The sequence below is a fragment of the Solirhodobacter sp. genome (assembly GCF_964715405.1).
The window spans coordinates 1-11,752 of the sequence record NZ_CBAICG010000001.1; the positions used below are offsets into that span (position 1 = coordinate 1).

Annotated in this window: 12 protein-coding genes; all 12 read right to left on the minus strand. The window is 68.3% G+C overall.

Annotated features, from left to right (window positions below; genetic code table 11):
* Nucleotides 1–28: 28 nt before the first annotated feature.
* Nucleotides 29–1,018, minus strand: a complete 990-nt coding sequence (locus tag AC11WY_RS00005) for a substrate-binding domain-containing protein (RefSeq protein ID WP_482921204.1) — start codon at nucleotides 1,016–1,018, stop codon at nucleotides 29–31.
* Between the two features lie 130 nt (nucleotides 1,019–1,148).
* Nucleotides 1,149–2,270: a mannitol dehydrogenase family protein gene (locus AC11WY_RS00010; protein ID WP_482921206.1), complete on the minus strand. Its 1,122-nt coding sequence runs from the start codon at nucleotides 2,268–2,270 to the stop codon at nucleotides 1,149–1,151.
* Nucleotides 2,261–3,154, minus strand: a complete 894-nt coding sequence (locus AC11WY_RS00015) for a GntR family transcriptional regulator (RefSeq protein WP_482921208.1) — start codon at nucleotides 3,152–3,154, stop codon at nucleotides 2,261–2,263. The genes AC11WY_RS00010 and AC11WY_RS00015 overlap by 10 nt, the downstream gene beginning before the upstream one ends.
* Before the next feature lie 84 nt (nucleotides 3,155–3,238).
* On the minus strand, nucleotides 3,239–4,015 hold the full coding sequence (locus AC11WY_RS00020; protein WP_482921211.1) for an ABC transporter ATP-binding protein: 777 nt from the start codon (nucleotides 4,013–4,015) through the stop codon (nucleotides 3,239–3,241).
* The gene (locus AC11WY_RS00025) at nucleotides 4,012–4,830 is read right to left on the minus strand and encodes an ABC transporter permease (protein WP_482921213.1); all 819 of its coding nucleotides are present in this window, start codon (nucleotides 4,828–4,830) and stop codon (nucleotides 4,012–4,014) included. Before AC11WY_RS00025 ends, AC11WY_RS00020 begins: the two co-directional genes overlap by 4 nt.
* A 33-nt stretch (nucleotides 4,831–4,863) precedes the next feature.
* Nucleotides 4,864–5,865, minus strand: a complete 1,002-nt coding sequence (locus AC11WY_RS00030; RefSeq protein ID WP_482921215.1) for an ABC transporter substrate-binding protein — start codon at nucleotides 5,863–5,865, stop codon at nucleotides 4,864–4,866.
* A gap of 170 nt (nucleotides 5,866–6,035) precedes the next feature.
* Nucleotides 6,036–7,310 (minus strand): hypothetical protein, encoded by a 1,275-nt coding sequence (locus tag AC11WY_RS00035; RefSeq protein ID WP_482921217.1) that lies wholly within the window; start codon nucleotides 7,308–7,310, stop codon nucleotides 6,036–6,038.
* A complete protein-coding gene (gene hisD, locus AC11WY_RS00040) occupies nucleotides 7,307–8,629 on the minus strand; it encodes a histidinol dehydrogenase (RefSeq protein ID WP_482921219.1) in 1,323 nt (440 codons plus the stop codon). The genes AC11WY_RS00035 and hisD overlap by 4 nt, the downstream gene beginning before the upstream one ends.
* A 59-nt stretch (nucleotides 8,630–8,688) precedes the next feature.
* Nucleotides 8,689–9,489 carry an SDR family NAD(P)-dependent oxidoreductase gene (locus AC11WY_RS00045; protein ID WP_482921221.1) on the minus strand — a complete coding sequence of 267 codons (801 nt, stop codon included), beginning with the start codon at nucleotides 9,487–9,489 and terminating at the stop codon, nucleotides 8,689–8,691.
* Between the two features lie 2 nt (nucleotides 9,490–9,491).
* On the minus strand, nucleotides 9,492–10,469 hold the full coding sequence (locus AC11WY_RS00050; protein ID WP_482921223.1) for a quinone oxidoreductase family protein: 978 nt from the start codon (nucleotides 10,467–10,469) through the stop codon (nucleotides 9,492–9,494).
* Nucleotides 10,470–10,471: 2 nt separating this feature from the next.
* On the minus strand, nucleotides 10,472–10,882 hold the full coding sequence (locus AC11WY_RS00055; RefSeq protein WP_482921224.1) for a carboxymuconolactone decarboxylase family protein: 411 nt from the start codon (nucleotides 10,880–10,882) through the stop codon (nucleotides 10,472–10,474).
* Between the two features lie 16 nt (nucleotides 10,883–10,898).
* Nucleotides 10,899–11,747, minus strand: a complete 849-nt coding sequence (locus AC11WY_RS00060) for a branched-chain amino acid aminotransferase (protein WP_482921225.1) — start codon at nucleotides 11,745–11,747, stop codon at nucleotides 10,899–10,901.
* Nucleotides 11,748–11,752 lie beyond the last annotated feature (5 nt).

Here is an 11,752-nt window from a genome sequence, read left to right on the forward strand (position 1 = left end):
GCCAAAGCCCGGCGGCGCCCCGCACCCGTCACTTCACTTTCGGGTTCAGCAGCGCCGCGATCTTCGGATCGTCCATGTTGGCCTTGGTCACCAGGTTGGCGCCGGTGTCGACGTTGGCGTCGACCTTTTCGCCCTTCGAGGCGGCAAGCGCGGTCTTGATGCCGTCATAGCCCATCCGGTAGGGGTCCTGCACGACCAGCGCCGCGATGGTGCCGTCCTTCAGGAAGCCGACCAGCTTGTCGTCATTGTCGAAGCCGACCAGCGCGACCTTGGCGGCCACCTTGTTTTCCGCGATTGCCTGGCCCGCGCCCTGCGCCATGATCAGGTTCGAGGCGAAGATGCCAACCAGGTTCGGGTCGGCGGTCAGGAGGTCGGTGGTGATGTTCAGGCCGGTCGTGGCCTGCCCGTCAGCGACCTTGTCGGCGGTCAGCTTCAGGTCGGGATACTTCGCCGCCAGTTCTTCCTTGAAGCCCTTGGCGCGCTGGTCCAGCGAACCGACGCCCGGCAGCGCGGTGATCAGCGCGACGTTGCCCGCGATCTTGCCGGTCTTTTCCTTGATCGCCGCGGCAAGCCCGTCGGCGGCCACGCGGCCGCCCTGCACGTTGTCGGTGGTCAGGAACGAGGTGAAGGCTTTCGAATCGGCGGCCGAGTCGATGCCGATGATCGGAACCGATTTGGCGGCCTCGTCGATCGGGGCGCCAAGCGCCTTGAACTCGGTCGGCGAGATCACGACGGCGGCGGGTTTGCCCGCGACGGCGTTCTCAAGGATGCTGATCTGGCCGTTGATGTCGGATTCCGACTGGGCGCCCAGTTCCGGCACGTTCACGCCCAGGTCTTTGCCGGCCTGACGCGCGCCCGCGAGCACGATCTGCCAGTAGAACGAGGTCGTGTCCTTCACGATGATCGGAATCGTCACGTCGGCGGCGAAGGACGGCGTTGCCGGCAGCAGGCTGACGGCAAACGCGGCCCCAAGGACGCCAAGCGTGGCGCGGCGGCCAAAGCTAGTCAATGATTTCATTTTTCTCTCTCCCTAGGCACGTCCAGTTCACGGGGCGCGATGGTGCCCTTCTGTCCGTTGCGAAGATGATTATTATGGATAAGAGACAAAGCTGACAAGGAGTTTCTCGCCGCCAACAGGTCGGGACGGGTTATCCCGACCGCGCCGCCAGCGCCCTCAGGCGCGGCATCGGCAGGGGTCCGGCGGCCCCCGCCCAGGTGATGAAGGCACCGATCCGGCTTTGCAGTTTGGCGCCGTGGCCCTTGGCGATATCGGCGACGCGATGCGCAAGGAACGGGTTGTCGAACCGCCCGAGCGTGGTCGCCAGATAGGCCTTGGCCTCTGGCCCCAGGCCGCGCGCGGCAAAGCCGGGCAGCACCTCGTCGTGATAGAGGCGCAGCAGGTCCGTGCGGGTACGGACATCGGCCAGCATTTCACGCACCGTCGTTTGCACGGGCCATCCGCCGTCCAGCCAGGTTTGCGCCAGGACGGTGTGGCCGAGGTTGAGGATGTGGACCTTCAGCCGCTGATAGGGCTCCAGGTCGTCGACGATCCGGATTGCGGGATGGGTGCAGGGCGGCACAAGGTTCGGTCGGCGCTCGATCGCCCACAGCGCATAGGGCTCGGCGACCGCGCCCAGCGGTTCAAGGGACTCCGACACGATGCGGTCGACAAGGCTGTTGGCGAACACGCAGCGCGCCGCCATCCAGTCGAGGAAGCCGGGCGTGGCCCCGTTGCGCCGCGCCATGTCGCGCACGAGGGTTTCAAGCACCGCGCCGTTTCGCGCCACCAGTTCGGTCGGAAAGACCGTCAGCCCCTCACCCCCGGCGGCATGGCGCGCCGCGAGGCAGGCGAGCAGCTTGCCCGGAAACGACGGCGGCACCGACGCCTCGGGGTGGCGCAGGTCGATGACCTCGTCGCCCGCGACCAGCCCCGCCTCGGTCGTGTTCGAGATCACGCAGCGCGCCTCTTGCGCCGCGATGCGCAGCACCTCGGGCCAATCCGCCTCGGCCGTCAGCCCGCGCGTCACCACATGCACCTGCTGGCGCGTCTCGACCGGCTGGCCGTCGACAAGGCCGCGGAGGATCACCCGATAGCCCGCGGGGTCGTTGAAGGCGCGCGCCCGCGCCAGACCCGCCGCGCCGCCGCTGGACGCAACGACGGTCACCGGCCCGGCCCCCGCCTCGTCGAGGAAGAGGTCGGCATGGGCTTGCAGGAACCGGCTGGTGCCGAATTGCAGCACCGTGCCGGAGGGGCGCCCGATCAATCCCATTGCACCGAGTCCATCAGGGTCTGGCGCGCCGATTGCAGGTGTCGGCGAAACGCTTCTTCGGCCCGCGCGGGATCATCCGCCAGCAGCGCCTCGATCACCGCCAGATGCTCGATCGCGGCAATCCGGTTGCGGTCCTTTTCATGCGACTTGTTCCAGCGGTAATGGAAGTGGAAGATCAGCGAAACGAGGGCAAAGAAATCGTCGACAAAGCGGTTGTGCAGCCGCGACGTGATCAGTTTGTGAAAACGCTCGTCGAGGCGCGGAAAGCGGAGGAAATCGTCGTCGATACGGCCCAGCAACGCCTTGTGCTGCGCAGCGAGCGCGCGAAGTTCCGTCACCGCCGCCGCGTCGAGCGGGGCCCCCAGCAGATCGCGCAGCGCGCGGATCTCGAACATCTCGCGCACGTCGAAGACCTCGATGGCGAAGTCGCGGGTGAAGCCGTTCAGCACCCAGTGGCGGTTCGGTTTCTTCTCGATCAAGCCAAAGCGCGAAAACCGGATCAGGTATTCCCGGATCGCCGAGTGGCTGACGCCGAACTCCCGCGCCAGTTCGCTTTCACGCAGGATCGCGCCTGGCGCCAGATCGCCGCTGAGGATGTAGTCCATGAACGCGGTCTCGACCCGTTCGGTGGCCGACAGCGTCTCTTCCTCGGCGAAGTAGTCCGGCGGGCCGGGCAGGCGGATGATCGTCTTGCTGCGCCCGTTCCAGCGGATCACGCCGGTCTTGTTCAGTTGGTTCAGCACCGCGCGCACCGTGGTGCGGCTGGCGTCCAGACGCGCGGCCAGTTCCGTTTCGGGTGGCAGGTCTTCGCCCAGCCCACGGCTTTGCACCAAGTCAAGGCTGCGATTGTGGATCACCTTGTAGACGCTGTTGCTGCGCGACACCGGGAGCCTCTCTGTTCTTTCCCGATAAATACACGCTACCGGCGCGGCGGCAAGAGGTACGCCACGGTTGGCCACCAGCAGGGGTCACGCGCGCGGTTTTGACCCGTCGCGGATCGCCTTGTGCACCGCCCGTTGCAGCTCCAGAAACGCGGTGGTTTCCATCACCTCTTCACGCCGCGGCCGCGCCAGCCCCACCTCGAAAACCTGCGTGATGCGGCCGGGCCCGATGCCCATCACGGCGATGCGGTCCGACAGGTAGACCGCCTCCTCGACATCGTGGGTGACGAACAGCACGGTCAGCCGGTGGCGTTCCCAGATGCCGGTCAGCAACTCCTGCATCTGGTGCCGCGTCAGCGCGTCGAGCGCGCCGAAGGGCTCATCCATCAGCAGCATCTTGGGCCGGTAGGACAGCGCGCGGGCGATCGCCACGCGCTGCTTCATGCCGCCCGACAGTTGCGCCGGATAGCGGTCGCTCGACCCGGTCAGCCCGACCAGCGCCAGATGTTCGCGCGCGATCTCGCGGCAGCGGGCCGCCGGTTCCCCCGCCGCCTTCAGCGCAAACTCGATGTTCTGCTGCGCCGTCAGCCAGGGCAGCAGGGTGTAGGACTGGAACACCACGCCGCGATCCAGCCCCGGTTTCAGGATCGGTGCGCCGTCGATATCCAGATCGCCCGCGTCGAAATCCTGCAACCCCGCGACGATCGACAGCAACGTGCTTTTCCCGCAACCCGAGGTGCCGACGAGCGAGACGAATTCGTTGTCGGCCAGATCGAGCGTGATGTCGTGCAGCACCTCGACCCGCTTGCCGGGCGGGCCGAAGCTTTTGCTCAGGGCCCCGATATGCAGCTTCGGCGCGGTCATTGCAGATCCCGTTCCTGCCGGAACAGCAGCTTTTCCAGCGCTTTCATCGCCTGATCGGTGATCAGGCCCAGCACCCCCAGCAGCAGGATGTAGCCGATGATCGTGTTGGTCTGAAAGAACCGCTGCGACACCGTGATCCGGTAGCCAAGGCCCGAGGTTGCCGCCACCAGTTCGGCCAGCACCAGCCAGGTCCAGGCCCAGCCCAGCGTGATGCGCATCGTGTCCCAGATGCCGGGCAGCGCGCTGGGCACCACGATGCGGGTCAGGATCTGGCGGTCGCTCAGGCCCAGCGTGCGGCCCAGCCCGATGAAGTCGCGCGGCACACGTTTGACGTTGTCCATGATCATCAGCACCTGCTGGAAGAAGGTGCCGATGAAGATGATCAGGAACTTCTGCAGGTCGCCGGTGCCGGTCCACAGGATCGACAGCGGCACGAAGGCCACCACCGGCATGTAGCGGATGAAATCCACCAAGGGCTCGATCGCCGCCTCCCAGGCGGTGAAGTTGCCGATCACGACGCCGATCGGGATCGCCAGCACCGAGGCGATCAGGAAGCCGAACCCGATCCGGTAAAGCGAGGCGGCAAGGTCGGTGCGCAGCGTGCCATCGGCGGCAAGGGTGTAAAGCCGGGCGATGACGCTGCCGGGCGAGGGCAGGAAGATCGGCGTGACCAGCCCGAAGGCGGTCACCGCCCACCAAAGCACGCCAAGCCCGGCAAAGACCGAGACCGCGATGCCGACGAACCGCCCCCGAGAGATCGGCGCACCGATCCCCGAGGCGCGCATCCGCGCCCTTTGCCCGGCCTTGCCCGCCATGCCCGGCCCGCGCGCCCTAACGGCCCGCTGCCGTCACGGCGCCGCCTTGACGAAGGCGGGGTCGATCATCTGCTCGGGCGTCACGTCGGCCTTCAGCAGTTCCGCCTTCTTCGCGGCCGCCTCGACATCGGCGAAGGTCTTGGTGGAAAAGTCGCCGGTCAGCGCGGTCTTGTTGTCGGCCACCGAGTAGTAGCGCACGCCGTCGAAGGCGGTGTTCAACTCGTCCACGCTGGCGCCGACGGCCTTCGAGATGATCGCGCGGCCGCCGGGCGTGTCGGCCTTGTAGGCGGCCAGCGCCTGATCCCAGCTCTTGATCATCGCCAGCACCTGGCCGGGGTGCGACTTGATCACCTCGTCGCGCACCACCAGCACGTCGCTGATCAGGCCGGGGTCGATGCCGGCCGAGAAGATTTCCTTCACGTCCTTGTCCTGCGCCATCGCGGCGGTCAGGTAGGGCTCGTAGGTCACCGCCACCGGCACCCGGCCCGCGATCAGCGCGCCGCCCGCATCCGAGGCGGGCATCGGCACCGGCTGGATATCCGCCACCGACATCCCGGCCTTGTCGAGCGCGTATTTCAGCAGGATGTCGCTGGTGGTGCCTTCCTCGAAGGCGACCTGCTTGCCCTTCAGATCGGCGATCGAGGTGATGCCCTTGCCCGCGATGATCGCGTCGGCGGTCATGCTGACGTCCAGCAGCAGCACGATCTTCACCGGCAGGCCCGCCGCCACCATGCCCATCGCGGTATGGGTGGCGATGTTGGCGGCATCAAGCTGGCCGCTGGCGAGCGCGGCGTTGATGTCCTTGTCTTCGGCGAAGTTCACGATCTGCACGTCGGCAAGGCCATTCTTGGCGAACAGGCCCTTGTCCTGTGCGACATACCACTGGCCATAGCCCAGCCAGGGCTCGATCCCCAGCTTGAAGCTGCCGGGTTCCGGCGTCGTCGGGATGCCGTCGGCCTGCACCGCAGGCGCGGCGCCAAGGCTCAGGAGGGCCGCGGTGACGAGCCCGAGAAACGGATTGGCGAAGGTTTTCATCTGGATATCCCCATTCTGTGGCCGGGCGCTGTCAGGTTCGCGGCGGCGTTCTTCTGGTTGGCACAAACACATCAGCACAAATGGTCATCGCGCCCGACCGGTCGGCGACGAGCCATTCCAACGCGGGCCGGGCGGTCCTGTCAAGGCCGCACACCCCCGCGCCCAAGCCATCAATCCGGCGCGATCGCATCAAGGAACGCGGTCACCCGGTCCCGACCCTGCAGCGGCGCGCTGCCCGCCATCACCGCCACCGAGAAGGCGATCAGCGATGACGTGGGCGTATGCGCCTGCGCCCCGGCGCGCAGGTTCATCACCAGCGTCGGGCACAGGAACAGCGCCAGCCGCAGCACCTCGCGCCAGTCGGCGGGCAGCAGGTCGCGCGCCTTCAACTCGGCCAGCAGCGGGCGCCAGAACTGGTCGGCCTTGACCGCCAGCAGATCGCGGCGGATCGGGGTCAGATCCCAGTCGGTCTCCACATGCAGATCGGTGCCGTCGCGGCGCGCCGTGGCGCGGAAGGCCGCCGTCGCCTCGGCGGGATCGTAAAGCCAGAACGGATGGGCGAAGACGTTGTGGAAGGTCGCCTTCACCTCGGCCAGCAGGGTCGGCACATGGCGCCCGGCGAAGGCCGGATCGAAGAAGATCAGGCGCGGCCCGGTCTCGCCCGCCGCATACCAGACATTGGCGTTGTGGGCATCGCCATGCGCCGTCACGCCGCCCGCGTCGGCCAGCCGGTCGGGGCGCAGCCGGTCGGCGGCGGCATCGAACAGCGCGCCAACGGGCCGCGCATAGGGGCGGCCGTTGATCACGAAACGCAGGCGGGCGAACTCCTCCCACGCAAGATCAAGGCCGGGAAACCGCACCGTCTGACCAAGGTAGAACGAGGCGAGCCGCCCGCCCGGATAGGCGCGCGTCCGGCTGTCGATCAGGCGTTCGTGGAACAGCCGGTGGATCGGTTCGGCCGCCGCCTCGGCGGCCGTGATCGGGTGCAGCGTCGCGCGGGTGACGCGCAGCAGATCGGCCGCCAGCGGCTGTTCGGCCCGCACCGCCAGCGCGCGCGCGGCGGGATCGTCGGCGCGGTCGAGCGCGTGCAGCACATCGGAAAAGCGCGGATCGTCGCGGCGGCGGTAGATCAGGATCTGCTCGCCCGGTTCGGCCGACATCCGCACCGGCAGATCGACCGGCAGCCCCACCTCGGCCAGCAACCCGGCGCGATAGTATTCGCCGGTCATCGCCTCCTCGCCCTCCTCCTGATGGAACTTGAAGAAAAAGGCGGTGCCCTGATGCGTGAAAAAGCCGTTCAGCGAGTTGAGGCTGTACTTGTCAAGGTTGATCCGCACGTCCTGCGCCACCATCCCGAACCGGTCGCGCAGCAGGGCGGCCAGCGCCACCGTCGCGGCCGCCGGATCGGCATAGGCCAGCGCCCTGATCTCGGCGGTGCGGCTCATCGCTTCAGATAGCCGTCGCGGATCGCCGACACCGCGTTGGCGTGCGAGCTGAAGCCCTCGTAATCCGCCAGCAGCCTGGCGTTGCGGGCAAGCTCGGGGTAGGCGACCGAGGTGACATAGCCGATCGAGGACCGCTTGACGAAATCGGTGACCGACAGCGGGCCATAGGTGCGCGCCCAGCGGCTGGTCGGCAGCACCGCGTTGGGGCCGAGCACGAAATTGGCCAGCGTGACCGGCGTGTGCGGCCCGAGCAGAATCTCGGCCGCCTCGGTGATCCGGCCCAGATGGGCGAAGGGATCCAGCGACAGAATCTCCAGATGCTCGGGCGCGAAGTCGTTGATGAAGGCGTAGCTTTCCTCGACCGAGCCGGTCAGCACGATGCCGCCGCGCGGGCCGGTCAGCACGGCGCGCGAGAACGCCACCCGCTGCGGCGTCATGCGCGCCCAATGGCCGGGCAGGGCGGCCAGCGCCTGTTCCGCCACGCGGCGGCTGTGGGTGACGAGGTAGGCCGCCGAATCCGGCCCGTGTTCCGCCTCGATCAGCAGATCGAGCGCGGCAAGGCCGCCGTCGATCCCGTCATCGGCAAAGATGATCGCCTCGGACGGGCCGGCGGGCAGGCCGGTGTCGATCACCTGTGCCAGCACCGATTTCGCGGCCACCACATAGGGGCTGCCGGGGCCAACCAGCTTGATCGCCGGGCGCACCGTTTCGGTGCCATAAGCCACCGCCGCCACCGCCTGCGCGCCGCCGCATTTGTAGACCGTTTCCACCCCCGCCAGCCGGGCCGCGACCAGCGTCGCAGCATCCACCCCGCCATCGGGCGTCGGCGGCGTGACGATGGAAATCTGCGGCACCCCCGCCACCACGGCAGGCACCGAGGTCATCATGGTGACCGAAGGAAACGCCCCCTTGCCGCGCGGCACATAGAGGGCGACCGACTGGATCGGCGTGAAACGGTCGCCGGCAAAGGCGCCGGGGCGGATTTCCTTCAGCCACATCGGCTCGGGGCGCTGTTCCTCGTGGAAGCTGCGGATGTTGGCGATGCCGAATACGATCGCCGCGATCACCTCGGGGGCGACGCTGCGGAAGGCCGCTTCGAACTCGGCCTGCGAGACCTGCAAGCCGCCCTCGGGCACCTCGGCACGGTCAAACTCGCGCGCAAAGCGGATCAGGGCGGCGTCGCCCTCCGCGCGGACGGCGGCGATGATCGGCTCGACCCGGCGCACATACTCCGACAGGTCGGTTTCGGCGCGGCGCAGCAGGGCGGCGCGTTCGGGCGGGGTGAGGGTGGCAAGGTCGTGGAAACGGATGTCGGACATGGGTCGCCTCTTGATCGGGCGGGGCAGGACTTGCCCCGTGTCGGAACGTCACGCGCGGGTCAGAGCGCGGCCAGAATGCCGCCATCGACCGCAAAGCACTGGCCCGTGATATAGGCCGAGGCGTCGGAGGCAAGGAAGACCGCGATGCCGTGCAGATCGGGCAGGGCGCCGAAACGACCCATCGGGATGCGCGCCCGCATCCGGTCCTGCCACGCGGGATCGGCGTAGAACGCATCCGTCATCGCGGTGCGAAAGTAGCCGGGCGCGATCGCGTTGACGCGGATGCCCTGCGGCGCCCACTCCGCCGCAAGCGCCCGCGTGATGCCCAGCAGCCCGGACTTCGACGCGCCGTAGGGCACCGCCGTCGGGATGCCCACGGCCGAGGTCAGCGAGCAAAGGTTGACGATGCAGCCGGGTCGATCCGCCGCGATCATCCGCCGGGCCGCCGCCTGCGCGCAGAAGAACGCGCCTTTCAGGTTGGTGTCGAGGATGCGATCCCACAGCGCCTCATCGACATCCAGCGAGGGGCGGACCTCTTCGACGCCCGCGTTGTTCACCAGAATGTCAAGCCCGCCCATCCGCTGCGCGGCCTCCTCGGTCGCCGTCGCGATGCGGCCCACATCGGTCACGTCGAGGCCGACCGCGTGCGCCGCGCCGCCTGCCTGCCGGATCGCGGCGCAGGTCTCGGCCAGCGCGGCGGGGTCGCGGGCGGTTACCGCCACCTCGGCCCCGGCGGCGCTCAGCGCCTCGGCGATGGCGCGGCCGATGCCACGGCTGGCCCCGGTGATCAGGGCGTGGCGGCCGGTCAGATCGAACAGCGTGGCGTTGGGCATGGCGTCCTCGGTCTGGTTCAGCGGCACGGTCAGACGATCAGGATGGTCGATCCGGTGGTCTGGCGCGCTTCCAAAGCGGTATGGGCGGCGGCGGCCTCGCGCAAGGGGCGCGTGGTCGCCACGTCAAGCCGGATCGAGCCGTTCAGCAGCCGCGCGAACAGATCGCCCGCGCGGTCCAGCAGTTCGGCCCGCTCGGCGATGTAGTCGAAGACCACCGGCCGGTTGGCCGACAGCGAGCCGCCCGCGGCAAGGTCCGACAGCGCGAAATCGCGGATCATCCCCGAGGATTGGCCGAAGTTCACGAACATGCCGCGCCGCCGCAGGCACTTGAGCGAGCCGCGCCAGGTGTCGGCGCCGACGCTGTCATAGACCGCGGCGCAGCCCGCGCCGCCGGTCAGCTCGGCGACCACCGCGGCAAAATCCTCGGTCCGGTAGTTGATGACGTAGTCGTAGCCATGCGCCAGCGCCAGCGTCACCTTTTCCGGTGTGCCCGCGGTGCCGATCGCCCGCGCCCCCAGTGCCCGCAGCCACTGACCCAGGATCAGCCCCACGCCCCCCGCCGCCGCATGAACCAGCACGGTATCCCCGGCCTGCACCGCGTAGGAGGCGGTCACCAGATACTGCGCTGTCAGCCCCTTCAGCATGGCGCCCGCGATCGCCACCGGGTCGATGCCCTCGGGCAGGCGCACCAGCCGGTCGGCGGGCACCGCGCGGTGAGTGCGATAGGCGCCATGCGGCAGGATATAGGCGACACGGTCGCCGGGGCGCAGGCCGGTCACGCCCTCGCCCACCGCCTCGACCACCCCCGACGCCTCGGCGCCGGGGATCATCGGGCCGGGGGGCCAGGGGTAAAGCCCGCTGCGGAAATAGATGTCGATGAAGTTCACCCCCACCGCGGTCTGGGCCACCAGCGCCTCGCCGGGGCCGGGGGCGGGGGTGGGCAGGTCGACCCATTCCATCACCTCGGGCCCACCGGGCGCGTGCGCGACAAGGCCCCCCGGCGTCATCGTCAGCTCTCGACCAGAAAGGCCGGATCGACCGGCAGTTGCATCGCGGTGACCAGATGGTTGGTCTGCGCCGCCAGCCCGATGATCGCCAGCAGTTCGGCATGCTGCGCCGGGGTCATCCCCTTGGCCCTTGCCGCGGCGGTGTGCGAGTGGACGCAGTAGGTGCAGCCATTGGCGGTGGAGACGGCGATATAGATCATCTCCTGCACCATCGGGGGCAGGGCGGTGTCGCCGGTCATCACCGCCTTGAGGCCGACCCAGGTTCGCGCCAGCGTCACCGGGTCGTTCGCCAGCCCGCGCCAGAAGTTGTTGACGAAATCCGATTTCCGCGTTGCGCGGATGTCGTCGAAGACGGCCTTGACGGCCGGAATCGCCTCGGCCTCGGCGTCGGTCAGCAGTTTCACGGTTGCCATGTCATCCTCCGTTTGGTCAGGCGTGCGCCCAGTCCATGTACAATTGCCGCGCCTTGCGGGCGATGGGGCCGAAGGGCAGCGGCCTGTCGTCGAACCCGATCACCGGCACCACTTTCGAGATGTTGCCGGTCGAGAAAATCTCGTCGGCCCCGCGGAAATCGGCGATGGTCAGCGTCATCTCGTGCACCATGACGCCCGCGCCGCGCAAAAGGCCGATGACGCGCTGGCGGGTGATGCCGTTCAGGAAGGTGCCGTTCGGGATCGGTGTGAACACCTCGCCGCCGCGCGCCATGAAGACGTTGGAGGTCGCCAGTTCCGCCACATTGCCGTTGGCGTCGCAGCACAGCGCGTTCTGGTAGCCCTTCGATTGCGCCTCGCGCACCATGCGGGCGTTGTTGGCGTAAAGGCAGGCGGCCTTGGCGTTGACCGGCATCACCTCCATCGTCGGGCGCCGAAAGCGGGTGGTGGTGATGGTAAAGCCGGTCGGCGCGACCATCGGCATCTCTTCCAGACAGAGCGCGAAATCGGTGCTGTCGGGCCTGGGTGGCAGCACGCCCGCGTCGCTGTCTTCGGCCCAGTACATCGGGCGGATGTAGACATCGGTGCCGGGCGCGAACTTCTTCAGGCCCTCGAAGGTCAGCGCCTCGATCGCCGCGCCGGTCAGGGTCGGCGCCAGCCCCAGCGCGCGGGCAGAGTCATTGACGCGGGCGGAATGGCGGTCAAGGTCGGGGGCGACTCCGTCAAACAGGCGCGCGCCGTCGAACACCAGGCTGCCCAGCCAGGCGCCGTGCGTTGCCGCGCCGAGGATGCGGGTGTCGCCCTGATGCCAGGCGCCGCGATAAAAGGTCCAGGTCGTTTTCGTCACGGTGT

Coding starts and splice junctions, on each gene's coding strand:
- AC11WY_RS00005 (WP_482921204.1), bottom strand. CDS start 1,018: ATGAAATCATTGACTAGCTTTGGCCGCCGCGCCACGCTTGGCGTCCTT.
- AC11WY_RS00055 (WP_482921224.1), bottom strand. CDS start 10,882: ATGGCAACCGTGAAACTGCTGACCGACGCCGAGGCCGAGGCGATTCCG.
- AC11WY_RS00010 (WP_482921206.1), bottom strand. CDS start 2,270: ATGGGATTGATCGGGCGCCCCTCCGGCACGGTGCTGCAATTCGGCACC.
- AC11WY_RS00025 (WP_482921213.1), bottom strand. CDS start 4,830: ATGGCGGGCAAGGCCGGGCAAAGGGCGCGGATGCGCGCCTCGGGGATC.
- hisD (WP_482921219.1), bottom strand. CDS start 8,629: ATGTCCGACATCCGTTTCCACGACCTTGCCACCCTCACCCCGCCCGAA.
- AC11WY_RS00030 (WP_482921215.1), bottom strand. CDS start 5,865: ATGAAAACCTTCGCCAATCCGTTTCTCGGGCTCGTCACCGCGGCCCTC.
- AC11WY_RS00035 (WP_482921217.1), bottom strand. CDS start 7,310: ATGAGCCGCACCGCCGAGATCAGGGCGCTGGCCTATGCCGATCCGGCG.
- AC11WY_RS00050 (WP_482921223.1), bottom strand. CDS start 10,469: ATGACGCCGGGGGGCCTTGTCGCGCACGCGCCCGGTGGGCCCGAGGTG.
- AC11WY_RS00020 (WP_482921211.1), bottom strand. CDS start 4,015: ATGACCGCGCCGAAGCTGCATATCGGGGCCCTGAGCAAAAGCTTCGGC.